Below are 26213 nucleotides of genomic sequence, written 5' to 3'. Positions count from 1 at the left end.
TCAGCGATCGCCCGGGACGGCGAGGTACTCGTCTCGATCCTTGCCAGGTGGTAGGGCGCGCGCTTTCGCGCGCGCGTCCGTCAGGAAGCCCGAGGCGTGCAGTCGACGAATGTCCTCCCGGAGGATGCGCGGCATCGTGGCCTGCTCTTCCGACGCTCCTTCCTTCGGAGACAGGGCCGCTTCCTTCGGAGACAGGGCCGCGCGGACCACGAGGGAGCGATCGACGGCCGTGGCTGGCACGACGGTGAACGAAAGCGAGCCCAGGTCGCGGTCGATGCCGTTGACGGTCGCCGAAGCCCGCCATACGTAGCTGCCTGCGTGGATGGGGGGCGCGGTGGCCTGGTGCGTCGGGGCGACGCCTTCCCAGAGGACTTCGCCTTCGGCAAATGCACCTTGACGGGTGACATCACGCAGCTCGAAGCGGTACTGCGAGGCGCCCTTCACCGGGGTCACCTCGAAGAGAGGCTCGCTGGCGTAGGTCGTGACCGCCGTGGTGCTGTCGATGACGCGGCCCCGCGGGAAGAGAAGTGCCTCGGTGCCCGCGCTGCGGAAGATCGGAGAGTTCGGCAGGCCACCGTCCAGGACGCTTCGTCGCTCGTTGCCACCGATGGCCATGGCGAGGACCAGGGCTGCGGCGGCGAGCGGCGTCCAGGTGACCCATCCGGGAATGGAGCGACGCTTCTCGCCCGTGGTATAGCCGACCCTGGCGTAAGGGGTCTCGTTCTCGGACGTCGTCAGCAGGTCGATGCCAGCGTTCGAACCCGGTCCGGCCAGGATGGGGGAGGAGACCTCGATTTCTTCCTGCGGATCGATGGCGTCCCACGTGAGAGTCGCGGGGGGCGGCGATTCGCGCAGCGACTCGACCCAGGACTTCTCCTCCGGCACCTGCTCGAGGTGTTCGCGCACGACGCCCGCTTCGGTGGCATCGAGTTCTCCGCGCCCGAACGCGAAGAGCGACTCCGCGGGCACGGACGCAGGAACAGCGCGCAGCTCCTTCCTGGAGCCCGAGAACCGGTCGCGGAACAGCTGGCTGTGGAGGTAGTCGTCCGCCGCGCGCAGCTGCTGCAAAACACGGCTCGTCGATGGGTCTCCGCTGAGTCGTGCGATCGCGTCGCTGTCCAGTTCGTCGAAGCGGACCAGCGTCTCGATGGTGGAAGGACTCAGGGAACCCGCGGAGCGATGACTCGCGAGGCGCGGTGAATCCGACGCGCCCTGGGGAGCGGAGTCGGGTTCAGCATCGGTGGGGAAGGGCGTCGACGTCATGGGTGGTAGCTCGTCACCATGTTGGCGAGCGAAGACGACGGAACGAAGAGCTTTCGGGGAGTTCCCTATCGCCGCGCAGCGCACTGGTGCACCGCAGGTCACGTCAGATTTCGGTCAGAGCTTCTTCGTGCGCGAAGTTGTGCACGAGAACGCGGCGCAGGCTGATGGTGGCGCGGCGCAAGCGGTACTTCGCCTGCTCCAGCGAGATGGAGAGCTCCGCCGCGATCTCGCCGAGGGTCTCGCCTTGCACGAAGCGGAGGTCGAGGAGCGAGCGCTCTTCCTGGGTGAGTTCCTCCAGGGCTTCGCGGACCACGCCGCCGACCTCTTCGATGCCCGCGACTTCCTCGGGGCCAGGCGACTCGTCGGCCCGATCCGGGAGGTCATCACCGCTCGTGCGCAGGAACGGGCGACCGCTCGCGGACTCGCGGCGCTTCATGTCCACACATCGGCACCAGGCCACGCGATAGAGCCAGGTGCCGAACGAGCCTTTCTCGGGGTCGAACGCGTCCTTGTCGAGGCGCTGAAGCATGTAGAGGACGAGGTCCTGGTAACGGTCCTCCCGCGCTCCCACATCCGACTCGAAGTGCCCGATGCAGTGGTGGAGGAGTGACTTGTAGCGCTCTAGAAACGCAGTCACGGCGGGCTCGCGGCGTGCGCGCAGCCCTTCGATCAGGGTGAGGTCGTCCAATGGAGTTCGGGGAGTCCCTCATCCGATGCCGTTGGACCCCTCCGTACCGAGGAATAAAGAAGGGCGCGGAGCGATGCAATACCGGTGCTCCGGCATCCCGGGAATAGCAGATTTGAGGCTGTAAAGTGTTTGATGTCAATGACTTGCGGATTCATGGGGGTGCGGCTCTGCGCGCTGTCTGGAGGCGAGTGCAGAGCTTCCCGTCCCTCCGTGCGCGGCCATGAAGGGGCACCTCCGGGCTATCCCGCCGTGATCGTTCGGCTTAGACTCTTGCGCCCAAACAGCCAGGAGGATGGCTTCTCACCCTCCTTTCATTGGTCTCGATCCTCCGGGAATACCCATGCAAGAAGTCGTCCTCGTCAGCGCAGCGCGCACCCCGATCGGCAAGTTCCAGGGAGGGCTGTCGTCCTTCCGCGCCCCGGCTCTGGGCGGTCTCGCGGTCGCCGAGGCCATCCGCCGTGCGGGCATCGAGTCGTCCGATGTCGAGGAAGTGATCCTCGGCAACGTGCTCCAGGCGGGCCTCGGCCAGAACCCCGCGCGCCAGGCGGCGCGCGCTGCGGGCGTCCCCGATTCGGTCGGTAGCGTCACGATCAACAAGGTCTGCGGCTCCGGCCTGAAGTCGGTGATGCTCGCCGCCCAGGCGATCCGCGCCGGGGACGCGCACTGCCTCGTCGCCGGCGGGTTCGAGTCGATGACGAACGCGCCGTACCTTCTTCCGGACGCGCGCGCAGGCATGCGCCTCGGCCACAGCCAGGCCATCGACTCGATGGTCCACGACGGCCTTTGGGACATCTACAACGACTTCCACATGGGCATGACCGGTGAGAAGGTCGCGAACGAGCTGGACGTCAGCCGTCAGGCGCAGGACGAGTTCGCCGCGGAGAGCCACCGGCGCGCCGCGGACGCGCGGGACGCGGGCCGCTTCGACGCCGAGAAGTTCGGCATCGAGATCAAGCCGCGCAAGGGCGACCCCTACACCTTCAACGAGGACGAGACGATCCGCGCTGGGATGACGGCCGATTCGATCGCGGGCATGCGCCCTGCGTTCACCAAGGACGGCTCGGTCACGGCGGCGAACGCCTCGGCGATCAACGACGGCGCTGCGGCGCTGGTCGTGACGAGCCTCGAGTTCGCGCAGAAGCATGGCCTCAAACCGCTGGCGAAGGTCACGCAGTACGCCACCGGCGGATGCGCCCCCGAGTGGGTGATGATGGCGCCGGAGCACTCGATCAAGAAGGCCTCCGAGAAGAACGGCATGAAGCCGAGCGACTTCGATCTGCACGAGATCAACGAGGCGTTCTCCGCCGCCGCCGTGGCTCTCACGCGCAAGCTGGAGCTCGATCCCGCGAAGGTCAACGTCAACGGCGGCGCGGTGGCGCTGGGGCACCCGATCGGCGCCTCCGGTGCGCGGATTCTCATCACGCTCCTGCACGCGATGCAGCAGAAGGACGCGAAGACCGGCATGGCCTCGCTCTGCCTCGGCGGCGGTAACGCCGTGTCGCTCTCCGTCGAGCGCATGTAGCGCGGGCGTTCATCCACCGCACAACCACCCACGAATAGCCATTCAACATGAGCAGTGATCTCTTCGAAAAGGTAGCCGTCATCGGCGCGGGGACCATGGGCAACGGTATCGCCCAGGTCTTCGCATCGTGCGGCAGTCACGTGACCCTCGTCGACCTGAACGAGGACGCGCTGAAGCGCGGAATGGAGGCGATCGAATCGAGCCTCGCCCGCGTCGTCAAGAAGGAGCGCATGACGCAGGCCGATGCCGACGCGACCATGGCTCGGCTGTCGAAGTCGACGCGCCTGGAGGACCTGACCGATCAGAGACTGATCGTCGAAGCCGTCTCCGAGCGCGCAGACATCAAAGCTTCGGTCTTCAAGACGCTCGACGCCGTCGCGCACCCCGACGCGATCCTCGGCTCGAACACGTCGTCCATCTCGATCACCGAGATCGCCGCGAACACGAAGCGCCCCGACAAGGTGATCGGCATGCACTTCATGAACCCGGTACCGGTGATGAAGCTCGTCGAGGTCATCCGCGGCCACCAGACCAGCGATGCGACGACCGACGCCGTGATGGCGGCCAGCCGCGCCCTCGGCAAGGAGCCGGTCGCCGCCAATGACTATCCCGGTTTCGTCTCGAACCGCGTGCTGATGCCCATGATCAACGAGGCGGTCTTCTGTCTCATGGAAGGCGTCGCGACCCGCGAGGGCATCGACACCGTGATGAAGCTCGGGATGGCGCACCCCATGGGGCCCCTCACGCTGGCCGACCTGATCGGTCTGGACGTCTGCCTGGACATCCTCGAGGTGCTCCACAGGGGCCTCGGGGACGATAAGTACCGCCCCTGCCCGCTCCTGAGGCGGATGGTCGCCGCTGGCTGCCTGGGCCGGAAGTCCGGCCGGGGCTTCTACGACTACCAATGACGGGTCCAGGCATGCCCCGGATCGACCGATGAAAGGAGTTCCGGGGCCGCCGACCTGAAACCGGCACGTTTACGGCCTAAGTCGTAGGCAGCCAACCGCTTCCTTCAACCTCGTTCCGCGACTCTTCGACACGCCATGACCGTCACCGATCCCGCGCTAGCCGCGACCACCGAAGGCCTCAACTTTGACCTGGGTGAAGAACTCAGCCTGGTCCGTGACGAGGCCAAGAAGTTCGCCGACGACGTGCTCCTGCCGCTCGCGACGAAGCATGACCGCGAGGCGGCGATCTCCGACGACGTCTACCGTCAGATCGGCGAACTCGGCTTCTGGGGACTGACCATTCCCGAGGAATACGGCGGCGCGGGGATGAACAACCAGGCGCTCGCGGTGGTGCTCGAAGAGCTGAACCGAGCGTGTGCGGCCACGGGCGTGGCGGTGTCGGTGCACAACTCGCTGCTCTGCGCGCCGCTGATGAAGTTCGGCACGGAGGCCCAGAAGCAGTACTGGCTGCCGAAGCTCAGCAGCGGCGAGGCGATCGGCGCGTACTCGCTCTCCGAGGCGGGCTCCGGCTCCGACGCGGCCGCGCTTTCGGCGACGGCGACGAAGGAGGGCGACGAGTGGGTGCTGAGCGGCACGAAGCTGTGGGTCACGTCCGGTGATCGCGCTGGCCTCATCCTCATCTACGTCCGCACGGACCAGGACGCGCCGAAGGCCAAGGGCATCTCCGCGTTCCTCGTGCCCGGCGATGCGCCCGGCCTCAAGGTCGGCAAGCACGAGAAGAAGACGGGCATCCGCGGCTCGGCCACGGTCGAGCTGATCCTCGACAACCTGCGGCTCAAGGACACCGACATCCTCGGCGAGGTCAACCGCGGCTTCCCGATCGCCATGGACACGCTTGCAGGCGGTCGCATCGGGATCGCAAGTCAGGCCGTCGGCATCGGCCAGGCCTGCCTCGACGCCTCCATCAAGTACTCCATGGAGCGCGAGCAGTTCGGCAAGCCGATCGGCCACTTCCAGGCGATCCAGCACAAGATCGCCGATATGTCGACGCGCCTCGAGGCATCGCGGCTCCTCGTTCAGAAGGCCGCGTGGATGCGCGACCGCGGGATGGACTGCAACCGTCAGGCGTCCGAGGCGAAGCTGTTCGCCTCGCAAACGTCCAACTACTGCGCCGATGAGGCGCTGCAGATCCACGGCGGCGCGGGCTACACCGACCACTTCCACGTCGAGCGCCTCTTCCGGGACGCCCGCATCACCGAGATCTACGAGGGAGCCACGGACATCCAGCGTCTCGTGATCGCCCGCGCGCTTCTTCGCTGATCCGCCGAAGCGCCGTTCCCCTCCACGACCATGACCGCGAGCCAGGACATCGAGATCCTCAACATCGAGGAAGCCGCCGCGCTTCTGGGTGTGAGCGTCAAGACCTTCAACAAGGTCCTGCGCTCCGAGGATATCCCGGCCCGAAAGATCGGCCGCGAGTGGAAGTTCTCCAGGCAGGCTCTCATCGACTGGGTCGGTGGGGGACGCTCGAGCGACTTCTACCGCGAAGACCGGGCTCGCCTCTCCGAATCCACCCAGCGCAACGGCTCCTGAGAGCCGACTCCTCGCGCGAACACCTTCAACGGGCAGTCTCCACTGTCTGCGGACTTCTTCCGACACCGATCCCATGACTGACGTCGCTTCCACCTCTTCCTCGCCTGACCTCGGGCACGCTTCCTACGAGCTTCCGCCGATCCGTCACGCCTTCGATCTCACCGAAGAGCAGGAGATGGTCCGTGAGATGGTGCGGGACTTCGCCAGGGCGGAACTCGAGCCGGCGGCCCACGACATCGACGAGCGTCACCACTTCCCCAAGGAAACGTGGGACAAGATCGTCGAACTCGGCCTCGCGGGGATTCCGTTCCCCGAGGACGTCGGCGGCTCGGACGGCGGCACCCTCAGCTACATCATCGCCGTCGAGGAGATGGCGAAGGTCTGCGGATCGACGGCGCTCACCTACGCGGCCCACGTCAGTCTCGGGTCGTACCCGATCTGGAAATGGGGGGGCGAGAAGCTGCGCCAGATGTACCTGCCGAAGCTGATCGCGGGCGAGTACATGGGCGCCTACGGCCTCACCGAGCCCGGCGCGGGCTCGGACTCGGGCGGTACGCTGACGACGGCCGATCTCCAGGGCGACGAGTACGTGCTGAACGGCCGAAAGTGCTTCATCACGAACGCGAACCACGCCGGCGTGTTCATCGTGACCGCCGTGACCGACAAGTCGCTGGGCTCGAAGGGCATCAGCGCCTTCGTCGTTCCGCGCGACACCCCGGGCTTCACGGTCGAGAAGGGCGAGGTCAAGCTCGGCATGCGCGGGTCCGACTGGGCCAGCCTCGTGTTCCAGGACGCGCGTATTCCGCGCGACCACCTGCTCGGCCCGGAGGGCGAAGGGTTCAAGACGTTCATGAAGACGCTGGAGGGGGGCCGCATCTCGATCGGCGCGCTGTCGCTGGGGCTAGCGGCCGGCGCCGCCGACTACGCGACGAAGTACGCCACCGAGCGCGAGGCATTCGGCGGCACGCTCGCCGACCAGCAGGCGGTTCAGTTCAAGCTCGCTGACATGCGCGTCAAGGTCGAGGCCGCGCGCCACCTCGTCTACCACGCGGCGCGCCTCAAGGACACCGGCGCCCCGTACGGCACCGAGGCCGCGATCGCGAAGCTCTATGCCTCCGAGGTCGCCATGCAAAACAGCTACGAAGCCATCCAGATCTACGGCGGTTACGGCTACAGCCGCGAGTACCCGGTCGAGCGAATCTGGCGCGACGCGAAGCTCTGCACCATCGGCGAAGGCACGAGCGAGATCCAGCGCCTGATCATCGGTCGCGCGGTCCTGAAGGCGGCGAGTTCGCTCTGATGTCGGCGTCGAACGAAGCGGAAGGAACCGCAGGCCAGCCCCTCGGCTCGACTCGTCAGGAGATCGAGGCGGGGGGCTGGCGTATCACGACCCTGTTCGATGCGTACTTCCGCCTCGACGGCGGCGCGATGTGGGGGGTCGTACCCAAGAACCTCTGGGCTCGCATGACGCCCGCCGCGGACGACAACACGATCCGGCTCAGCGCGCGGCCCTATCTCGCCGAGCGCGACGGCGTGAAGGTGCTCGTGGAAGGGGGCATGGGGGATCGCTGGGACGACAAGATGCGCGGGATCTATCACCTGGAGCGTCCCCAGCAGACGTCTCTGGAGGGGACCCTCGCCGCGCTCGACATCGCGCCCGAGGAGATCGACCACGTGGTCTGCTCCCACTGCCACTTCGACCACGTCGGGGCGCTCGTCAGGGCGGACGGCGAGGCGCTCGTGCCGCGCTTTCCGCGCGCTCGCCATCACTTCCCGAAAGCGGAGGTCGAGGCGGAGCGGACGCCCGTCCACCCGCGCCGTGCCAGCTATCGGGCCGACGACATCGAGCCGCTCATCGCGGCCGGCCTCGTCGACCTCACCGAGGGGGATATCGAACTCCTGCCCGGGCTCACGCTCCACGAGGTCGGGGGACACTCCGGCGGGATGACGATCGTGCTCTTCGGGGAGAACGACCCGAATTCCGCCACGGCGGCCTTCTGGGGCGATCTGATCCCGACCGCGCATCACATCCAGCCGCCTTACATCATGGCCTACGACATCGACGTGCCGCGGTCGTTCGAGATGCGGACGAAATGGCTGGGCAGGGCCGCCGACGAGGGCTTTATCGGGATGTCGTACCACGACCCTGACCGGGCGTTCACGCGGCTCGTGCGGGATGGAAGGCGGTACGCCGCCGAGGATGTGTCCGAGGCGAGGCTCCGATAGCGGGCGGCGCCCCGGGGAGCACGGGGAGCACGTGCCTCTGGCCTTGGGCCCGACATTCTGACGAACCTGTCAGGGGCCCTCGAATCCGTGCTCTTCTGTTCGTATTCTGTCGCGGTGAGCCCCGCCACAGGGAGGACGTACGGAAACCATGGGGTCTCCACGTCTTCCGGAGCGATCAGCTCTTCGTCGAGACGACGGTCCCGGGTGCGTTTTTTGTCCCCAGGCCTCCCGCAGGACCCAACTCCCCCCGCCGAGGTCGGCGATCCGTACCTCTCCCGCAATCCGTTCAGCCCCGGCCCACGTCGGGGACACCGAAATTTCATGATCCTCCTCCCTCTCTTCCTCGGTTCGGCCCTCGCGGCCGCGAACGCCGAAGCTCCGGCTCCCGCAGCGCTGCCTGCCGTTGCCTCTCTCTCCAGCCTTTCGGCGCTCGTTCACGACGAACCCGCCGCTGAGCCCGAAGAGGGCGTATGGCACGGCAGCATCAACCTCGGAATGTCGAAGGCCGAAGGCAACGCGGACATCGAGACCTACGCTCTCACGGGCAAGGCGATCCGCACGGTGGACATCCACCGCTACACGCTCGATGGCCTCTGGTACTACGCCACTCAGAACAACGTGCGGACCCAGCGCCGTGCCCTCGGTAGCGCCAAGTACGACCAGTTCTTCTCCGAGAAGACCTACATCTGGGTGAACGCCCTCGGCGAGACCAACGAGCAGGCAGCGATCGACCTTCGGTGGAGTGTCAGCTCCGGTATCGGTCACCAGTGGCGCGACGACGAGGAGTGGAAGATCAACACCGAAGTCGGTCTCGCCTACTTCAACGAGAAGTTCGACACCGGTGCCAAGAACGACTACCTCGCAGCACGCGTCGCGTGGGACATCTGGAAGCGCCTGACGGACACGGTCGTCTTCGGCCACTTCGCCGAGCTCTACCCGAGCCTCGAAGACGCCAACGACATCTATGGTCGCGGCGAGACCTACGTCGAGGCTCAGCTTAGCGCCCGGATGACGGCACGCCTCTCCTGGATCGCGGTCTACGACAACACGCCGGCCGAGATCTCGCCGGGTGTCAACCTCAAGCGCCTCGACAACCTCTACCTGCTGAACATCGGCTGGACGTTCTGAGATGACTTTCTCCGGTCGATGACATCGATGTAATCGACTGGTGATACTCCCAGGCCGCGCTGCTTCCACCGAAGCGGCGCGGCTTTTTTCGTAGCAGGAGGCGAGGTTGGTGCCCCTCGTCTTGCCCGGTTTGCCTTCTGAAGGGGGAGATGTCTGTTCGTCCGTTTGAAGGATCGCTCATGCGAAGCCGCATACACTCTCAAGGTCCAGGTCTCGCAGACTCGGCCCCGCGCTCGCCAGGCGCGGTCGCCATGGCTCGCCGCCACTCCATCCGTCCACCTCACCGGATGCAGTTCCGTCCAACCTCTCACCCGCCGGCTGCGACCATGGCCCTTTTCTCCAACGCGTTCGTTCGCGTCGCCCTAGCCTCACTCCTTACCGCGTGCCTCGGGGGCCCTTCTCATGCCTGCCCGGCTCCGGCGCCCTCGCCAGGCCCGATGGCTCGAGGCGGAGGCATCACGCCGCTCTACGAGACGATTACCCTCGACTTCGAGGCAGATCGGGCCTACGGCAGCGCGGATACGGGCGCCAGCGACGCACCGAACGCCAATCCTTGGACCCACAGGCGGCTGGACGTCTGGTTCGACCATCCGCTGCTTTCGAGGCCGCTCCGTGTTCCTGGATACTTCGCGGGCAATGGTGTCGGCTTCCGGGTCGGGAAGACCTGGCGCGTTCATTTCACCCCGACGCTTCCGGGCCAGTGGATCTGGTTCGCCTCTTTCGAGCAGGGAGATCTGCTGAACGCGGCGCCGCCCGAGACCAGCGGGAACAGAATCCCCATGCCGGTCGATTCCGGTATGTTCGAAGTCGGCCCGGTCGATCCCGCTGCACCGGGCTTCCAGTCCATGGGAGCCGTCACGTGGGAGAGGGGATCGAGTTACTTCCGCTACTCGGAGCGCGGTCAAGGGCGCTTCGTGCAGGCGGGCGTCGGCAGCCCCGAGAACTTCCTCGGCTACGCTGGATTTTCCGGCGCCCAAGACGGGACCTCGGCCAACGGTCAGATCTGCTGCTGCAAGCAGAACTGCTTCGACGACTGCAGGCAGTCAACCTGTGCGAACGCCGGCGATGGGGCGCCGAACTTCCTGCACCGCTACGCCCCGCACGTGTCGGACTGGAACCCCGGCGATCCCGACTGGAACGCGAACGGTCAGGCAGAACAAGGGCGCGGCATCATCGGTGCGCTCAACTACCTGGGTGACGTGGTCGGAGCGAACTGCCTCTACTTCATGGTCATGAACCTTGGCGGCGACGGTAAGGACACGCACCCCTTCATGACGAACGGAGGCGGGATGGACTGTCCTTCCTCCGGGAGCGGCTTCTCGCCCGCGCATACCCTGAACTACGACGTCCTGCGCATGGATCAGTGGCGGACGGTGTTCGAGCACGCCAACCGCAAAGGAATCCTGCTTCAGGTCATGCTCGCCGAGCAGGAAGCCTGCAACATCCGATGGTTCGGCGAGCACGATCCGAATGGAGGCCCGCGCAACCATATGAGCCTCTACCGCCGCCTGTTCTTGAAGCAGATGGTGGCGGAGTTCGGGCACCTGCTGGCGCTGCGCTGGAACCTGTGTGAGGAGAACAAGTCGGTCGCCAGCTGCAGCTCGGGGCCTGCGAGCTGCGGAACTCCGGCCACCCTCCTCACGACCCAGTTCACACCCCAGGAACTCGACGAAATGGCGCGTTGGATCCGGGCCTGGGACGTCATGGAGCACCCGATCGGCGTTCACACGGAGCCGAATAGCCTCGATCTATACGGCGAGCTCCTCGCGCTTCCCGAAGATCCGTCGTGGCTCTCGGCCACGTCTCTGCAGATTCACGGCGAGAACGGAAGAGGCAACGAATACGAGGGCGTCGTGCAAGCGGCCCAGGACCTCTTCGATCAGGCAGGACATCGGCTTCCGATCTTCAACGACGAGCAAGGGTCGCCCTCCGGGGGATTGAGCTCCGATCTGACCTCGAGCACGTCGAGCGCGGACGACCGGCGCCGCCGCGTTCTCTACGACGTGCTCCTCTCCGGCGGTCAGCTCAGCTACTACTTCGGGTACTACACCGTCTCCAACGGCGGGGGAGACCTGCGATGCGAGGACTTCCGCACGCGCGATCAGGCGCTTCGGCAGATGAGCTTCGCCCGCAAGGTCATGGAGTTCGTCAAGATCTGGACCCTTTCCGATATGGACGAAATTCTCGTCGGCCCGACGGCGGAGGCGAGATTCGACCGCCCCGAAGTCGCGTCCAGTTCCCAGGGAGAGCGCATCGTGATCTACTACCCCGCGCTCAAGAATCAGCCCAACTCGCCCATTCAAATGGGGAGTCTCGACCTCCGCGGGCAGTCCGGATTCACCTACCAGTTGGTCTGGTTGGATCCGAAGCTCGGTGTAGAGGTCGGCGAGCGAAGCGAACTTCAGGGTGGCCAGATCTTGCCGATGCCGATCCCCGACCTGAATGGAGACGGCGTGCCCGGTAGCTCGATCACGGCCGATACGGATCTCCTGGTTCTCCTGCTGAGCCGAGGTCCGACTCCTCTGACGGCCGACTGACCCGAACGGATCGTCGGGCCGCTACTGCAGCTCGACGGGCATCTGGAAAACGACGGTCTCCCGCTCGCCGTCCGCTTCGGTCACGGCGGTGACGCCCAGCCCCTCGAGGCGTTCGAGGATCATCTGAACGAGATCCTCGGGCGCCGAAGCGCCTGCGGTGACGCCGACGCGCTTCTTGCCGAACATCCATTCGGCCAGGACCTGGTCCGGGTGATCGACGAGGTAGGCGGGGATCCCCGCTCGTTCTCCGAGTTCCGCGAGGCGGTTCGAATTGGACGAGTTCTGGGAGCCAACGACGAGCAGCAGGTCGACGCCCGGAAGCATCTCCTTCACCGCCGTCTGGCGGTTCTGCGTCGCGTAGCAGATGTCCTTGGTGTCCGGACCCTGGATGGCAGGGAAGCGCTCCTTCAGCGCCGCGATCACATCGCGCGTGTCATCGACGGAGAGAGTGGTCTGCGTGACGTAGGCGAGCTGCTCGGGGTTCTTGACCTCCAGAGCGGCGACCTCTTCCGGCGTCGACAGCACGTAGACCTCGCCCTGGATCCGCCCTCGCGTCCCTTCCACCTCGGGGTGCCCGGGGTGGCCGACCAGGATGACCTCGCGGCCCTGGGACTCGTAGCGAATCGCCTGGCGGTGCACCTTGGTGACGAGGGGGCACGTCGCATCGATGATTTGCAGTCCACGGCTCTTCGCGTGTTCGACCACGGCGTCGGAAACACCGTGCGCACTGAAGACCGTCACGCCGCCCTCGGGAACGTCGTCGAGCGACTTCACGAACACGGTGCCCTTGGCGCGGAGCCCCTCGAGGACGTGCTTGTTGTGCACGATCTCGTGCAGCACGTGGACGGGCGCGCCGTGGATCTCCAGCGCGCGTTCCACGATCTGAATCGCCCGGTCGACGCCCGCGCAGAACCCGCGCGGATTGGCGAGGAGCACCTCGGGCGCGTCGGATTCGACGCCGCTGGCTGCGAACTCCGGACCTGCCATCAGTGCGATTCCTGGGCGTGGTTCCGGTTCCAGGCCGGGATCTCCACCACGAGGTCGGTGGAGCCGTCCGGAACGGCCTGGCACGCGAGGCGCGAGCTCAGCTCGAGGCCTGGCGCCTCGTCCAGCATGTCCTCCTCGTCCTCGGTCGCCTCGGGGATCGAGTCGAACCCCTCGCGCACGATCACGTGGCAGGTGGAGCAGGCGCAGACACCGCCGCAAGCGTGGTCGATCTCGATCCCGTTGCCGTCGGCGATGTCGAGGATCGAGCCCGGCTTGCCTTCCCGAGAGAGCGGGAGGGCGGCCGGGTCGACGGTCACCTTCTTGCCCAAGGGCATGAAGGTGATGGTGTAGGGCTTGGTCGGGAGCACGGTTTCAGACGCGCTCTGGTACGGGTTGATTCCGCCCATGGGTGGAGCTGGGGCCCTTGGCGGGCCTCGGATTGGGGCCGCGGTTCCTTGCCGGTGGTAAGACCGGAGGGGCGCGGCCTCCCTTCCAATCTAGACGCCGGCGCCGAAGCCGCCCTGTCGGGTCGGGCGTGCGGGCCGGGTGGTCTCCTTGTCTTCGCGAACAGTTTCGCTTCGACGGGCTCTCTTGGGACGTTCCGTCCGCTCTTTCCCGGTCGATTCCCGCTGGGAATCTCGGGTCGGCCCCTTGGCGGCCCGTTCTGTCCGCTCGCGCCGCTCTGCGCGGTCCGTCGTCTCAGTGGACTCAGTGGACTCAGTGGACTCAGTGGATTCAGTGGACTCGGTGGACTTGGAGGCAGCAGCGCGACGAGAGCGCCGCGGGCGGCGCGGCTCGGCGTCACCGCCGCTTTCAGGAGTCGCGCTTTCAGGAGCGGTCCTCTCGGGCCTGGCGCCCGTTCGAGTCCTCGCGGCTCTCCGGGGACGTTCCTCCACGGGTTCGGCCGCAGCCTCCTCTACGGGAGCTTCCGTGCGCGTCCGTCGAGGGCGTCGGCCGCCGCGGCTGCGCTCGGGCGCCTCCTCGGTTTCCTCGCGCGACCTGCGCGACCGTGGGCGCGGCTCCTCTTCCTCGGCGGTGGCCGAAGTTCTGGTGCGCCTCGAGGGGGCCTCCGCTCTCGAGGGAGCCTCGAGCGCTGGTTCCTCGCTGGAACCGCGGGTGGTGCGACGTCGGGGACGGCGCGGCCGGGACTCGACGTCCTCGGCCGCGGCGGCCTTCGGAGCTTCGATCGTCTCCGGCTCGTCGCGGACGGTCTCCGCGCTTCTGGAGCGACGGGGGCTGCGCTTGCGGCGCGGGCGCTCGTCGACCTCGACCTCGGCGGTCACGTCGATGTCGACGTCCAGCTCAGGCTCCGGCTCCGGCTCCACGTCACGCGAACGCTCCGTGCTCTTGGCTCGGCGCGGGCGACGCTCGGCTCGTTCGGGGCGTTCTTCGTGCTCCGCCCGATGGGCGCGCGGCTTGCGCTCGCTGCGCTCCTCGCGCGGCTCACGCTCCTCGCGGGGCTTGGCCTCACCACGCTCTTCGCGTGGCTTGCGTCCACTCCTTTCACCGCGCTCTTCACGCGGTTTGCGATCGCGGCGCGGCCTGCGCTCCGCGCGCTTCACTTCGCCGCCTTCCACGTCGATCACCTCGCCGTCGCGCTCCTCGGCGTCGCGCACGTTCTTCGCCTTCTTCTCCTGGGAGAAGAGGTCGCGTGGGCGCTCCAGTTCTTCGATGTCGAAGCCGGTATGCTTCAGAAGACCTTCGAAGTCGCGCTCGTTCCGGCCGGAGATGAACGTGACGGCCGCGCCGTGGCGGCCCGCGCGGCCGGTCCGGCCGATGCGGTGCGTGTAGTCAGAGAACTCGCGCGGCAGACCGAGGTTCACCACGTGCGTCACGTGGGCCACGTCGAGGCCGCGTGAGGCCACGTCGGTCGCCACGAGACACTTGACGTCACCCGTGCGGAAAGCGGTCATCACGCGGAAGCGCGCCGCCTGGTCGTAGCCGCCGTGCAGCGCCTTCACGGAGAAGCGCTTCCGCTCGAGCTTACGCATGAGCATGTCGACGTCGGTCCGCCTCTCGCAGAACACGAGGAAGACGTCCTCGGGCGCGGAGTCCTCGATCAGGTACGCGAGGTTCTTCGCGTAGTCTTCCTGGGCACAGCGGAACACGTACTGGTTGATCGTGTCGACGGTCGCGACGCCGGAGGCGGTCGCGATCTCCGCAGGATCGGTCGTGTAGCTGCGCGCCAGCTCGAGGAGCGGCGTCGGGAACGTCGCGGAGAAGAGCAGCGTCTGGCGGTACTCGTTGCAGGCGTCGAGGATCTTCTTGATATCGTCGATGAAGCCGATCTCGAGCATCTTGTCCGCCTCGTCGAGGATGGCGAACTCGGTCCACGGGAACTGCAGGAACTTCTGGTTGAGAAGGTCGAGCACGCGGCCCGGGGTTCCGACCACGACCTGGGCGCCGGCCTGAAGGGCTTTCACCTGGGGGCCGAGCGGCTCGCCGCCGACGATGAGCGCGGTCTTGATGCCGCGCGCCTTGCCGAGGGTCTCCAGGACCTTGTGGACCTGTTCCGCGAGTTCGCGGGTGGGGGACATGACGAGCCCGAGCACGCTGGCGCGGGCCGGGTCGATCTTCGCCATCATCGGCGCGCCGAAGGCCAGCGTCTTGCCGGTTCCGGTCTCGGCCTTGGCGATGACGTCCTTGCCTTTCAGCACGGGGTCGATCGAAAGGGCCTGGATCGGCGTGGGCTTGGTGATGCCCATGCCCTGGATCGCTTGCTGGATCTCGTCGCCGAGGTCGAACTCCGCGAACGACTGGATGTCGGGCGGGTCGAGGGTGGGGGTCAGGGGCTTGATGTTCGAGACCTTCGTGGGTCCCTTTCCGGAGGAGTCAGACTTGGCTGAGCGCGATCCGGAGGAGCGGCGAGAGCCGCCGCTGCGTGAGGCGCGGGGGGATTTCGATCCACCGGCGCTTCGGGTTCTGGTTCTATCAGGCACGTGTTCTGGGCGCCCGGCTTCCTACTTTTTCAAAAGGACGCCCGTTGCAGCTCAGGGTCGATGGTGCGCGCGGGAGGCGCCGGCAAAATATCGTTTCGATGGCCGGACGTTGGACCTCGGCGTGTGTGCGGGGGACCGTTCGTTCTCGTGGGTCGGGCACAGCTGGCGCGCGGGAGCTGCAGTTTCGTTGTCGGAAGGGTAAGCCGTCAGGCTGCCGCTCCGTAGGGGTCCATCGGGATTCTGGAGACATTCCTTGAGCCGAAGGGCCTTCCCGGGCTTCTGATGGGGCCTCCGCAGGCCTTTCGGTAGACTCCCGGCGTCGGGTTGGCCCTGCCTCAGCCTGGGGCCTATTTCGGCCCTCACGGCCCCCAGGAAAGGAATTCCGGGTCGGTGGCCGCCCTCGAAGGCGACCTGGAAGGCCCCCGGCGCCTCCCCTCACCCCAAAGGAATCGGATTCATGAGAATCGTCACCTGGAACGTCAATTCCCTGCGCGCGCGAATGCCCCGGGTCCTCGAGTTCCTGGAGCGCCAGAGCCCCGACGTGGTCTGCCTCCAGGAGACCAAGGTCGTGGACGAGCTCTTTCCGAGGGACGAGATCGAGGGGCTCGGCTACAGCATCGCCTTCCACGGGCAGAAGACCTACAACGGCGTCGCGATCCTCTCGAAGGCCCCGATCGAGGACGTGGTGATGGGCATCCCGGGCAAGGATCACCACCCCGAGGCGCGCGTGATCGCGGCGAAGGTCGAGGACGTGATGCTGCTCGATCTCTACGTCGTGAACGGGCGCGAGGTCGGCTGCGACAAGTACGAGTACAAGCTGAAGTGGATGGCGGACGTCGCGGAGTACGTGAAGGAGAGCTTCCCCATGACCGAGAAGGTCGTGGTCACCGGCGACTTCAACGTGACGTTCGACGATCGCGACGTCTACGACCCGGCCAAGTGGGAAGGCAAGATCCTCTGCAGTCAGCCGGAGCGCGACGCCCTCGCGAAGATCATGGAGCCCGGCCTCGGCGACGCGCTGCGCAAGCACACGGACGAGCCGGGGATCTACACGTGGTGGGACTTCCGCACGCGCGGCTTCAAGCGCGGCAACGGGCTACGGATCGATCACTTCCTGCTCTCGCCGCCAGCTCTCGACGCTTGCTCGAGCGTCGAGGTCGATCTCGAAGCGCGCGACGGCGAGAAGCCGAGCGATCACGCGCCCGTGATCTGCACGATCGACTGATCTTCGATGGGCGTTCGCGCGGGGCGGCGGGATCTGTCAATCCCACGTGATCTCGAGTCCGCTCGTGAAGTTGGACGTCGGGATCGGCGGTGAGGTCGTCGTGACGTCCCGGAACCACGCCTGGAAGCGCCACGTTTCCCCGGCCTGCGCCGGGACGGCGCCGTTGGGCTGGGGGATGGCGGTCAGGTCGAGGGGGAGTGAGAAGCTCCCGCTCGCGCCGGAGTTCTGGATCTGACCGGGACCCACGTAGCGACCGATGGAGCCGCCGAGGCACAGCGTGCCCGCGCTGCCGCCGGGATGGACGACGAGGCCCGCGTCGCGGCTGGCGAGGAAGAACCCGAAGGCGTTCGGTGGAAGCTGCGTGGCGTGGAGGCTCACCGCGTTGCTGGCCGCGCTACTGGAGCCGGTCGCGCCGCAGTAGCCGCGCTCTTCGAGGCTCGTCTCTTCGGAGACGCAGTGCGCGCGTCCGAGCGGCAGCGTGGGGGAGACCATCAGGTCATCCATGAGCAAGGTCTTGTTCGGCAGGCGCCCTTCGAAGGTGACGCGGCGGGTGCCGCTCGGAAGTGACCAGCCCTGCCACTCGTACTGGCCGCACTGGTTCGAGATGAGGAAGGTCTCGATGCCGATCGAATTACCTGACGCGTCGAAGAAGCGAACGTCCCATTCCCGCGAGAACGGATCCTGGGCCGTGCTGTTGTCGGTGGCGAAGTACCCGCCGAGGGCCGCCTGATCGGAGGTGAACTGGATCGAGCATCCGCCGAGGAAGCAGCCGAGCTGAAAGCTGCCGGTTCGATGGACGGACGAGCAGGTGCTGAAGGTCGATCCGCTGAGCTGGATCAGGATCGAGCCGCCCGACGTGGAGAGGGAGGCCGTCCCGTCGAAGAGGCCGCCGATGAGCGAGGTCGTGCCGCCGGGGGGGTGCTGGCCGCCGACGCCTACGAACTGGGTCTCGAACCCCTCGAACTGTTCGCCGACGAACGGCGGGATCGGGCCAGTCTGGGCCAGCGCGTTCGAGCTGGAGGTGAGGAGGACGAGGACAGAGGTCCAGGTGAAGAGGCGAAGCGAGGTCATGGGAGGTAGGTCAGGGGGAGGGGTCCGAGAAATCGTGGCCGATCCCAAGGCGAGAAGTCAGCCGGGCCACCCTCTCGATCTTCGAAATTTCGGGTCTTTGGAGAGATCTGTGGGACGGATGCGCCGCATTCACATGACTGTCGCGGGCTTGGGGCTTGGGGCTTGGGGCTTGGCGGGGAGGGAGTTTGCTGGGCTGCTGGGCGGCTACCAAGACAATCAAGGAAGCGGAAGGAGCGGGAGGCCCGAGAGGTGCGGCGGCCTTGGGAGGGATGGGGAGTTGTCAGGGTGCGAGCTTGGCCCTGGCCCACGCCTTGTGAGAGCGAGGCGAGACTGGGAGACCTGGGGGCGCGGAGTGCGCGTCGGCCGGTGGGAAAGGTCTGCCGAGTATACTGTTTTAGCGAGGATGGTGGAATTGGCTAAAGTGCCGAGTTTGAGCTTTAAAGCGTGGTTTGGAGGCTATTCATGGTTGATTGATTTGCTCGTTTGGGCTATGACCCTGCATGGCGAAAGCGCGTATGGGGAGGTCGGTTGTTTTGCAGGCGGTGTTTGGTTTTGCGGTGCCGAAGAAGCGGCGTGGGCCGAGGAGGACCAAGGATTCTCGGGTAGCCCACGGGAGCCGGGAGGAGATGAAGGGCGGTGTGGCCCATGTCACCATCAAGCTGAAGAAGGGGTTTCGGTGTCTTCGGATGGATGAGGAGATGGCGGTGGTGAGGGCGGCGATTGCGCGGGTGAATCGAGGTGGGCTGGTTCGGATCGTGGAGTTCTCGGTGATGAGCAATCACGTGCACCTGATCGTGGAGGCGGAGAACTCAGGTGACCTTTCGAAGGGGATGGCGAGTTTGAATACCGGGCTGGGGATGCGTTTGAATCGGCTTTGGGGTCGGGTGAGGCAAGGGAGCGTTTTTGCAGAGCGATTTCATCTGGAGGTGATCACGTCGCCGACGCAGATGCGGAACGTTTTGAAGTACGTGCTGAGAAATGATGTGCACCACGGGCTCGGGTTGGGGATTCTGGATCCTTGTTCGAGCGCGATGTCCTTTGGCGGTTTTGCGGAGCGTCAGAGTGTGGACAAGGTCGATTGCGTGAGCGTGGAGGCGCAGAGTTGGCTCCTGCGGACGGGCTGGACGAAGGGTGGCGCCAAGGGACTGCTCACGATCCACGACCTCCCGCGTGTCACCGGGCGTCTCCAGGCGTAGCTCACGCCTCCGGGGCGACCCGTTGCGGGACGGCTTCGCGACTTCCACTCTTCGCCTCCGCGACTCGACTTCTTGCCTACGTCTCTCGAGGCGGAGGCCAGGCCCAAGCTCGCGTACTTCCATCCCTCCATCCCTCCATCCCTCCATCCCTCACAGGGGCGCCACGCCCCCTCGATCCTCCCGGCTCCTCCGCTTCTTTGGTCGCATTGGCAGGAGTTCCGGAGTCCAGCGGAGTTAACTCCAGGCGCAGAGCTCCTTGTTCGCCGCAGGACGGGAGCGTTTCAGGCCCATAGAATTCGGCTGAAGACCCGAAAGTTTCATTTGGTCCGCCGACTCGGCTCCTCGATCGCGCCGTTGGAAGTGAGGCAAGGGCTTCGTGACGAGGTTGAGCCCGATTTTTACCCTTCGACTATGCTGGGAAAGGGCATGCCCGCTCCAGACACAGCGCTCGCACCTTCCCCCATCTGGCCATGTTTCAAGACAAGAACCCCCTTCCCGGACTCGGTCGACTCGCTCTCTTGCTGGCACCGATCGCGGCCCTCCCGACCAGCGCGCGAGCCCAGTACGAACTCGGTTGGATCCAGCCCATCGACGAGGCTGTCTTCCAGACCGTCCAGTTCGGCGGGATCGCGACCTATGAATCCCTGGGCTCCAGTGCACCGGTCGCCAGCGGCGGCTGCGTGGCCGCCTTCGGGATCAGCTCCCCGACCAGCGGAGGGTCCGACGCGCTTCTGCTTCGTCGCTGGACGGAAGATGGTTTTCCGGACTGGAGCCGTACCTACCCGATCGCGCCCACGTTCACGGGCTACCTCTCCGTGCAGGATGTCATCGTCACGACGGCGCGCGATGCCGTCGTGCTGGTGTCGATCGGCGAGGAGTTTCGCATGCTCTCCTTCGATGAGCAGGGAAGCCTCAACTGGGATGTGGAGATCCCTTCGACCGTCCCCTTCGCGCCCGTCGTGCGGGCCGAGCACGGGCCAGCTCCGAACGGCGACATCTACGTCGCGACGGTGATGGACAGTCTCACTCTCCCGGTCTTCACGGGACGTGCGTCGATGCGCAAGATCGACGGCTCGACGGGCAGCATTCTCTGGACTCACGAGGCGCCTTCCCTGATGCCCATGACCGCCGCCTTCGGCGGAGGCGATGCCTACATGGCGTACTACGGCGGGGGATTTCTGACGGCGGAGCGCATCGATAGCGCTGGCCAGGTCGTCTACTCGGCCGCGGGGTTGCAGTCCTTCGAGAGGCCCCTCGGTGCCGCGTCGGTCAGCGACGATGGCCGCTTCTTTTTCGCTCAGCAGGTAGACGGGGCGATCGAACTGGACCCACAGGGCCAGCTGGCATGGTCCGCGCCGCTGGTTGGAATCGCAAATTCCGGCGCGTCCGCCTACACGACGACGGGCGACGTGGTGTACATGGCGCCCTTTCCCCTGAACGGCAGCGTGACGAGGTTCGACCGAAGCGGAAACGTCGTCTGGGACCGCGCTGCGCCCGCACCCATTCGGGACTACGCCGGAATCGCCGCCGATGGCGACGACGGCGTCGTTCTGGCCGCGCGGGTGAACATCGCGAGCGGCGGCGGATACGATCCGTCGATCGAGTACCTGGACGCCGCGGGCAACCAGCGCGACCTGGTTCAGCTCGGCACGCTTCTGGGGCAGCTCGGCGGCATGACGGCGCCTGCGATCGACTCCCGTGGCAACGTGTGGGCGGGCGCGAGCCTCCGGGTGGGAAACGGGTTCACCGACGCTGCGCAAATCGCCAAAGTGATCCCGTCATCGGATCCCTCCGCGACCCAGTGCGTGCAGGTGTTCGCCAACTCGACGGGGCAGGTCGGCGAACTCCATGCCGCTGGTTCCGCAGAGGTCGCCGCGAACAACCTCACGCTCCGCGCGAGCCAGCTCCCGGTGAACTCGGTCTGTCTCTTCCTCGCGTCGCCGACGGCGGGCTTCGTCTCGAACCCGGGCAACGCCCAGGGCAACCTCTGCATAGCGAGTCCCCTGATTGGCCGCTACGTCGGGCCCTTGCAGGTGCAGTTCACCAACGCCAGCGGCACGGTATCGCTGCAGCTAGAACTCCGCGGGGTCCCCTCCTCCGCCGGGACGGTGGTTCTCCAGCCAGGCATGACCTACTACTTCCAGGCCTGGCACCGGGACTCGGTGATGGGGCAAGCGACCTCGAACTTCACGAGCGCGATCCAGGTCGACTTTCAGTAGGGGCGCGGACTTGCCAGCACGGGACGCCGACTCTCCGTCCACCGGCCCCGCCCCCAAAATTCACGAGGTTGCACCACCAGCACGCCCAAACCACGCCGTGGCTGCGTCAGACGAAGGCCTACAGCCTTCGCCCGCTTCGCGGGTTCGCTCACAGCGTGCTCAGCGGGCCTACGGGCCCGCTTCCGCGCCGTGCGCGAATCTTCCTTGCCACAACGCGGTTTGAACGCACTGGTGGCACAACCTCGTGAATTTTGCGGGCTAGTCGACCTGGTGACCTTGTCATTGGCGCATCCGCGCCCGCGGCATTGCGCCAAACCCCCGATGGCTTCGAGCGCGTTGACAGGGACGTGACCGCTCGCCTTGGTCGAGTCGTTGGATCAAGAGCCCGGAAGTGAGGATGAAGTCGCTCCCGGCTGTGGAGCTCCGGATCCCGGCTCCTACTGCAGTGTCACCTGTCCGGCGGCCACATCGACCGACATCCCGAGCGCTTCGAGCACCAGGGTCCCGGCCACCGGTGCGTCGTTCACTTCCGCATGGACCCGGAAGGAGGCCCTGTTGCCTGCCTTCAGACCTCGAACGCCGAAGCGCCACGTCCCGGTATCTTCGGGCATGCGGAAGGGACTCACCGCGATGGGGCCGTCCACGGTTTGCTCGTGGACGATGATCGTGTCGACGTCCAGGGGATCGCCAGAGGGACCCACGATCTCGAAGGTGACGTTGCGGGGGGAGATCGGTCGCGGGCGGCCCGTGCAGCCCTTCCGCAGGCACCTCGAACGCGGGGTAGGTCCAGCCTGGCGGGCCCGAGTTCGTCATGGATCACGCGCTATCGAAATGGGGGGCGGCCCTTAAGGCTATCGGTTCCCCGGACCCTCCAGGTGGTCCGGAGTCACGCGATCCAGTAGGGGTGAGTCGATGCGAGGCGGCGAGCCGTGCGGATCGCCGTCTCGCCCGAGTCTATTGCCGTGCCGCCCGGAGCGGAGCCCATGACGTCGGGCGCCTATCGGGTCCCTGTCATCGGAGTGATCGAAACGTCTCCGAACGTCACGTTCACATGGTGGGCGACCAGCGCCACGCCGCCGGCTCGCAGGGCCGTCTCCGAGGTCTGTTCGATCTCGTAGTCCCAGCCCGCTGGCTCCGTGCGGTCGCTCGGCCAGACGCGCAGCCGATAGGTGGTGGTGTTCGGGTCCTTCTCGCTCGTCACGCACTCCGCCGTCATGCCGTACGCGGCGCCGATCTCGAACGGTGAGAGCGGGCCGGCGTCCTTCGACTCGTCCTTGTCGCCGCGGTAGAACTGCCGAACGGGAGCGGCGGCCGGCTGCGCCTTCGACCAGCGCAGCCACGTGATCGCGCCGAACGGCTGGTAGCCCCACTTCGGCCGGGCTTCGGGGAAACGCGGCGGCGACACGGTGTGTCCAGTGAAGCGGAAGATGAATCCGAGGCCCGAGCCGCCGCTCCTGGGGCCGGTCACTTCCGGTACGCGGTGCACGGTCACGGTCGTCGTGATCCGGTAGTCCTCCCAGGTCCGATTGCCGATCAGGAACAGGCGATCGTAGAGCGGCTCCTCCGAGCGCAGCCCGTCGGCTTCGAGCTGCCAGCGGCCATCGACGATCTGGCCGACGTCCTGCGGGTGGGCGACTTCCGACCAGTCGATCCGGTAAGGCAACTCGGCGCTGCCTTCGAGCGCCCGATGGACGGTCGTGCGGGCGGTGAGTTCACCCTGGTCGCTCTTCACCGAGATCTCGATCAGGTTGTCGCCGGGGTCGAGCGAAGTGATCGGCACGTCCACGTTGAAGTGACCCGCGGCGCCGAGCCTTCGGAAGCCGAAGTCGTCGAACGACACGACGAGCGGTTCGGGCGGGCCGCCGTTCACGGTGTAGGCGAACTCGGTGCCGCTCACGACGCCCATCAGGTTGAAGTCGTCCTGGGCGTCGCCGAGGTGCCCGACCCGCTGGGTGGCGCCGTGCCAGACCTCGACGTCGACCGGGCGATCCGGCTCGCCGCAGGAGCTGAGCCCCGCGGCGAGGATGGACGAAGCGACGAGCGCACGGTAGTCCGGGGTATGCATGTCCAGTCCGAAGGGGAGGGGCGATCCACGAAGGGCGTCTCCGTGGCCTGAACAGCGTACCGGGGCCTGCGTTCTCGAACTCCTTACTGGAACCGAATCGTCACGGCGTTGGTGAAGTTCGACACCGCCGCGCCGCCCATCGAGTCACGGTGCCAGCACTGGAACTGCCAGAACTGTCCGGCCAGGGCGGCCGTCGCACCGAACTGCGTCGGGATGTTGAGCGGGTCGACGTTCAGGGTGAGACGGCCGCTCGGACCCGACGAGGCCGCGAGGCTGGAGTAGCGCCCGAGCAGCGTGCCGCCCGCGACGCAGAGGTTGCCGACGCTGCCGCCGGGGTTCATCACCACGTTGAATCCGTTGCCGGTGATGAAGAATCCCACCGAGTTGGGCGGCAGGGCCGTCGCGACGAGCTGCTTGGTGGTCCCGAGGAACACGTCACCGTACATGGCCAGGAAGCCGTAGTCGCCGGTGCTGTTCGGCTCGCTCTGGCAGTACTGAAGGCCGGTCGCGTCGCCGTTGGACGCGGAGTGCCATGCGGCGCGAACGTCCCAGGCGGTCAGCGTGCCAAGACCCGACCAGTTGATGTGGCTGAAGGAACTCGTCAGGCCACCCGATTGTCGCGAAGCGATGGAGGCGGTCCCTCGAACAGAGACGGTGCTGACCGAGCCGAGGTCGGTCCGGCGCTCGGACACGCCGAGGTTGTCGAACGGAAGGAGATCGACGGCCGTGAGGTAGGCCTGGAACGGGTTGCCGTTGCGCGACTCGAGGTAGCTGATCAGGAAGTCCGTCGCCGTGGTCCCGAATCGGATGCCGGTCGAGTTCGTGCCGAGGTCGAAGCTGTGCTCGAGGCTCGTGAGCTGAACGATCCGCTCGCGAACGCTTCCGCGGCACACGAGGATCGGCTTGCTCTCGGGGCTGGAGGAGAACTGGTCGTAGGTGATGAGGTACGTTGGATCGAGGCCGTCGAGCGACAGTCCCTCGGAAACATCGAGTTCGCGAATCAGCGTCCCGGCAGGCTGCCCGTAGACCTCGACCGGCCCGTTCAGGATCGTTCCGTCGCCGTTGACCTGCATGCTCCAGATCCCCTCCGTGGAGTCCGCCTGGTTCACCGTTCGGAACGCCACGTTCCAGGTGTTGACCGACGTGGGGTTGCCGCTCGACTTCGAGATGACCGTCTCGTACACGTCGAGATTCGTGCCGGTGTTGACGAACTGAATCGGTTCCAGGGTGCTGTTCCCACGAACGATGCGGTAGCGAAGCTGATTCCCGCTCGAGAAGCGCCGCTGCCACACCACACAGAACGTTCCGTCGGTACTCGGTGCCCAGCTTCCACCCACGTCCGGGATGAAGTTGTCCCAGCCTGCAGCGGACTCGCCGATCAGAAGAACGGGCTCCAGAGCCTGCACGGAGTAGCGGAAGAAGCGGCCCACCACTTCGTTATCCGTCGTCCCGGCGGGCGTGCGCTCCGCCACGATCAGGCTTCGGTTCAGGAAGTCGATGTTGGCCACGCTCGGGCTGCGCCAGTTGTCGCCCGTGAGATCGACATAGCCCTGATCGATATAGGCGCCGGTGCTGTCCCAGCGCCGGAAGAAGACGTCACCATCGCTGCCCGAGAAGTCGTCCTCGTAGACGTGGATGAACGAGTCCGTGTTGCGATCGTAGGCGAGGTCGGGCCGTTCCTGATCGCCGCCGTAGGCCGAGACCACGTAGGTGCCCAGCAAGGGGTCCACGAGGATCGGCCCATCGGCTGCTGCCACGAAGGTCGCGGGGACGGTGAGGTGAATCGCGTGGCCGTCGAAGGTCGCGGGAACGTCGGCCCTGCGGCCCGCGCCGTCGAGCACGATCGCCGTGCCGTAGCTCATGCCACCGAAGGAGCTGGCGAATCGGAAGCTACTGTCCGGCGCCACCTCGAAGCGGAGGTCGGTTTCGACGTCGATGTCCAGGACGAGATCGCCGGAGGCCCCTGCCACGTCGAGCGCGAAGCTTTGCTCGACCGAGTCGAGTTCGACGTCGTAGATCACGTCGACGGCGCCGCGGTCGAGGATGAATCGATCCCCTTCGCGGGTGACCTCCGCTTCAGGACTCAGTGGAATCTCGCGCCCTCCGAGCGTCGCGCGCTCCAGGCGGAAGGAGACGGGAAAGTTGCGCGGGGCCTCGGATCCGAGGAACGGGATGTACTGGAAGCCGTCCGCTGCCACCCTGGCCTTGAAGGCCCGGGCCCGAAGCCACGTCATCCCGTCGACGGTTTCGGAATAGAGGGTGGCCCTCGGGTCGGGAGCTTCTGCCTGCGACCCGCCGCTCGCGAATATCTGCGCCAGTTCTTCGTCGCTTCGCTGCACGCCGCCCTCGTCCGGCATGCCGATCACCGGCGACCAGGGGCCGTACCGTGCAGGGATGGCGTCATCCGTTCCCGCAACGGTCGGGCGCGGAAAACGTGCGGACGGATCCGCGCTGGGGTCTTCGAACGAGTACGGATGTCCCTGGGAGAGAGCCGCTGGCGCGACAGAGCAGAGCGCAAGCGGGAGCAGGAGTCGCTGGAGTGAATGCATCGAAAGGAGAGGTAGGGAGTCGGTAGGGGACCCGAGTCGGCCCCTCTGCGCCTCCTGCGAGACCGTCCCTTTCGGCGACCGACATTCCCGGTCAAAT

General features: G+C 66.3%; 20 protein-coding genes. 11 read left to right on the top strand and 9 right to left on the bottom strand.

The genetic code is table 11. The features are described from left to right. Complete coding sequence (locus tag Poly30_RS22405) at window positions 1–1263, bottom strand: hypothetical protein (RefSeq protein WP_145202685.1); 1263 nt, start codon at window positions 1261–1263, stop codon at window positions 1–3. Window positions 1264–1366: 103 nt separating this feature from the next. Further along, window positions 1367–1951 carry an RNA polymerase sigma factor gene (locus tag Poly30_RS22400; protein ID WP_145202682.1) on the bottom strand — a complete coding sequence of 195 codons (585 nt, stop codon included), beginning with the start codon at window positions 1949–1951 and terminating at the stop codon, window positions 1367–1369. A 340-nt stretch (window positions 1952–2291) separates the two neighbouring features. On the opposite strand from Poly30_RS22400, the gene Poly30_RS22395 reads away from it, so the two are divergent. From Poly30_RS22395 to Poly30_RS22360, 8 genes are all read left to right on the top strand, one after another. Further along, window positions 2292–3473, top strand: a complete 1182-nt coding sequence (locus tag Poly30_RS22395; RefSeq protein WP_145202679.1) for an acetyl-CoA C-acetyltransferase — start codon at window positions 2292–2294, stop codon at window positions 3471–3473. 47 nt (window positions 3474–3520) lie between these two features. Next, window positions 3521–4381 (top strand): 3-hydroxybutyryl-CoA dehydrogenase, encoded by an 861-nt coding sequence (locus Poly30_RS22390; protein WP_145202676.1) that lies wholly within the window; start codon window positions 3521–3523, stop codon window positions 4379–4381. Between the two features lie 135 nt (window positions 4382–4516). After that, window positions 4517–5701, top strand: coding sequence for an acyl-CoA dehydrogenase family protein (locus tag Poly30_RS22385; protein WP_145202673.1), 1185 nt, complete (start codon window positions 4517–4519; stop codon window positions 5699–5701). A gap of 30 nt (window positions 5702–5731) precedes the next feature. After that, a complete protein-coding gene (locus Poly30_RS22380) occupies window positions 5732–5974 on the top strand; it encodes a helix-turn-helix domain-containing protein (protein ID WP_145202670.1) in 243 nt (80 codons plus the stop codon). Between the two features lie 73 nt (window positions 5975–6047). After that, window positions 6048–7274 (top strand): acyl-CoA dehydrogenase family protein, encoded by a 1227-nt coding sequence (locus tag Poly30_RS22375; protein WP_145202667.1) that lies wholly within the window; start codon window positions 6048–6050, stop codon window positions 7272–7274. Next, entirely contained in the window at window positions 7274–8200 is a 927-nt protein-coding gene (locus Poly30_RS22370) for an MBL fold metallo-hydrolase (RefSeq protein ID WP_145202664.1), read from the top strand. The genes Poly30_RS22375 and Poly30_RS22370 overlap by 1 nt, the downstream gene beginning before the upstream one ends. Window positions 8201–8521: 321 nt before the next feature. Next, window positions 8522–9328 (top strand): DUF481 domain-containing protein, encoded by an 807-nt coding sequence (locus tag Poly30_RS22365; RefSeq protein ID WP_145202661.1) that lies wholly within the window; start codon window positions 8522–8524, stop codon window positions 9326–9328. Window positions 9329–9765: 437 nt separating this feature from the next. Further along, window positions 9766–11865 carry a DUF5060 domain-containing protein gene (locus tag Poly30_RS22360; protein ID WP_419190511.1) on the top strand — a complete coding sequence of 700 codons (2100 nt, stop codon included), beginning with the start codon at window positions 9766–9768 and terminating at the stop codon, window positions 11863–11865. A 21-nt stretch (window positions 11866–11886) separates the two neighbouring features. Here Poly30_RS22360 and ispH read toward each other — a convergent pair whose 3' ends face one another. The 3 genes from ispH to Poly30_RS22345 form a co-directional block, all read right to left on the bottom strand. Next, the gene (gene ispH / locus Poly30_RS22355) at window positions 11887–12852 is read right to left on the bottom strand and encodes a 4-hydroxy-3-methylbut-2-enyl diphosphate reductase (protein ID WP_145202655.1); all 966 of its coding nucleotides are present in this window, start codon (window positions 12850–12852) and stop codon (window positions 11887–11889) included. Continuing rightward, a complete protein-coding gene (locus tag Poly30_RS22350) occupies window positions 12852–13259 on the bottom strand; it encodes a 2Fe-2S iron-sulfur cluster-binding protein (RefSeq protein WP_145202652.1) in 408 nt (135 codons plus the stop codon). Before Poly30_RS22350 ends, ispH begins: the two co-directional genes overlap by 1 nt. Before the next feature lie 90 nt (window positions 13260–13349). Beyond that, entirely contained in the window at window positions 13350–15791 is a 2442-nt protein-coding gene (locus Poly30_RS22345; RefSeq protein WP_145202649.1) for a DEAD/DEAH box helicase, read from the bottom strand. Window positions 15792–16248: 457 nt separating this feature from the next. Between Poly30_RS22345 and xth the strand changes: the two genes are divergently transcribed. Continuing rightward, entirely contained in the window at window positions 16249–17016 is a 768-nt protein-coding gene (gene xth, locus Poly30_RS22340) for an exodeoxyribonuclease III (RefSeq protein ID WP_145202646.1), read from the top strand. A gap of 36 nt (window positions 17017–17052) precedes the next feature. Here the strand turns inward: xth and Poly30_RS22335 are convergent, their stop codons facing one another. Beyond that, entirely contained in the window at window positions 17053–18087 is a 1035-nt protein-coding gene (locus tag Poly30_RS22335; RefSeq protein WP_145202643.1) for a hypothetical protein, read from the bottom strand. Between the two features lie 638 nt (window positions 18088–18725). Here Poly30_RS22335 and Poly30_RS22330 point away from each other — a divergent pair. Beyond that, window positions 18726–19283, top strand: a complete 558-nt coding sequence (locus Poly30_RS22330; RefSeq protein ID WP_419190510.1) for a transposase — start codon at window positions 18726–18728, stop codon at window positions 19281–19283. Between the two features lie 470 nt (window positions 19284–19753). After that, the gene (locus Poly30_RS22325) at window positions 19754–21502 is read left to right on the top strand and encodes an outer membrane protein assembly factor BamB family protein (protein WP_145202638.1); all 1749 of its coding nucleotides are present in this window, start codon (window positions 19754–19756) and stop codon (window positions 21500–21502) included. A 437-nt stretch (window positions 21503–21939) separates the two neighbouring features. Here Poly30_RS22325 and Poly30_RS22320 read toward each other — a convergent pair whose 3' ends face one another. The 3 genes from Poly30_RS22320 to Poly30_RS22310 all read right to left on the bottom strand — a co-directional run bounded on the left by Poly30_RS22320 (window position 21940) and on the right by Poly30_RS22310 (window position 26116). Further along, complete coding sequence (locus Poly30_RS22320) at window positions 21940–22203, bottom strand: hypothetical protein (protein WP_145202635.1); 264 nt, start codon at window positions 22201–22203, stop codon at window positions 21940–21942. Window positions 22204–22499: 296 nt separating this feature from the next. Next, a complete protein-coding gene (locus Poly30_RS22315) occupies window positions 22500–23567 on the bottom strand; it encodes a hypothetical protein (RefSeq protein WP_145202632.1) in 1068 nt (355 codons plus the stop codon). Between the two features lie 83 nt (window positions 23568–23650). Beyond that, window positions 23651–26116, bottom strand: coding sequence for a hypothetical protein (locus Poly30_RS22310; protein ID WP_145202629.1), 2466 nt, complete (start codon window positions 26114–26116; stop codon window positions 23651–23653). Window positions 26117–26213: the final 97 nt, after the last annotated feature.

The organism is Saltatorellus ferox (genome assembly GCA_007751475.1).
Taxonomy (GTDB): domain Bacteria; phylum Planctomycetota; class UBA1135; order UBA1135.
This window is presented reverse-complemented; position numbering and strand designations above follow the sequence as displayed.

Excerpts from the sequence above, each read along its gene's own strand:
- Poly30_RS22405 (WP_145202685.1), bottom strand. The coding sequence starts at position 1,263 with ATGACGTCGACGCCCTTCCCCACCGATGCTGAACCCGACTCCGCTCCC.
- Poly30_RS22395 (WP_145202679.1), top strand. The coding sequence starts at position 2,292 with ATGCAAGAAGTCGTCCTCGTCAGCGCAGCGCGCACCCCGATCGGCAAG.
- Poly30_RS22390 (WP_145202676.1), top strand. The coding sequence starts at position 3,521 with ATGAGCAGTGATCTCTTCGAAAAGGTAGCCGTCATCGGCGCGGGGACC.
- Poly30_RS22385 (WP_145202673.1), top strand. The coding sequence starts at position 4,517 with ATGACCGTCACCGATCCCGCGCTAGCCGCGACCACCGAAGGCCTCAAC.
- Poly30_RS22380 (WP_145202670.1), top strand. The coding sequence starts at position 5,732 with ATGACCGCGAGCCAGGACATCGAGATCCTCAACATCGAGGAAGCCGCC.
- Poly30_RS22375 (WP_145202667.1), top strand. The coding sequence starts at position 6,048 with ATGACTGACGTCGCTTCCACCTCTTCCTCGCCTGACCTCGGGCACGCT.
- Poly30_RS22370 (WP_145202664.1), top strand. The coding sequence starts at position 7,274 with ATGTCGGCGTCGAACGAAGCGGAAGGAACCGCAGGCCAGCCCCTCGGC.
- Poly30_RS22365 (WP_145202661.1), top strand. The coding sequence starts at position 8,522 with ATGATCCTCCTCCCTCTCTTCCTCGGTTCGGCCCTCGCGGCCGCGAAC.
- Poly30_RS22360 (WP_419190511.1), top strand. The coding sequence starts at position 9,766 with ATGGCTCGAGGCGGAGGCATCACGCCGCTCTACGAGACGATTACCCTC.
- ispH (WP_145202655.1), bottom strand. The coding sequence starts at position 12,852 with ATGGCAGGTCCGGAGTTCGCAGCCAGCGGCGTCGAATCCGACGCGCCC.
- Poly30_RS22350 (WP_145202652.1), bottom strand. The coding sequence starts at position 13,259 with ATGGGCGGAATCAACCCGTACCAGAGCGCGTCTGAAACCGTGCTCCCG.
- xth (WP_145202646.1), top strand. The coding sequence starts at position 16,249 with ATGAGAATCGTCACCTGGAACGTCAATTCCCTGCGCGCGCGAATGCCC.
- Poly30_RS22335 (WP_145202643.1), bottom strand. The coding sequence starts at position 18,087 with ATGACCTCGCTTCGCCTCTTCACCTGGACCTCTGTCCTCGTCCTCCTC.
- Poly30_RS22325 (WP_145202638.1), top strand. The coding sequence starts at position 19,754 with ATGTTTCAAGACAAGAACCCCCTTCCCGGACTCGGTCGACTCGCTCTC.
- Poly30_RS22315 (WP_145202632.1), bottom strand. The coding sequence starts at position 23,567 with ATGCATACCCCGGACTACCGTGCGCTCGTCGCTTCGTCCATCCTCGCC.
- Poly30_RS22310 (WP_145202629.1), bottom strand. The coding sequence starts at position 26,116 with ATGCATTCACTCCAGCGACTCCTGCTCCCGCTTGCGCTCTGCTCTGTC.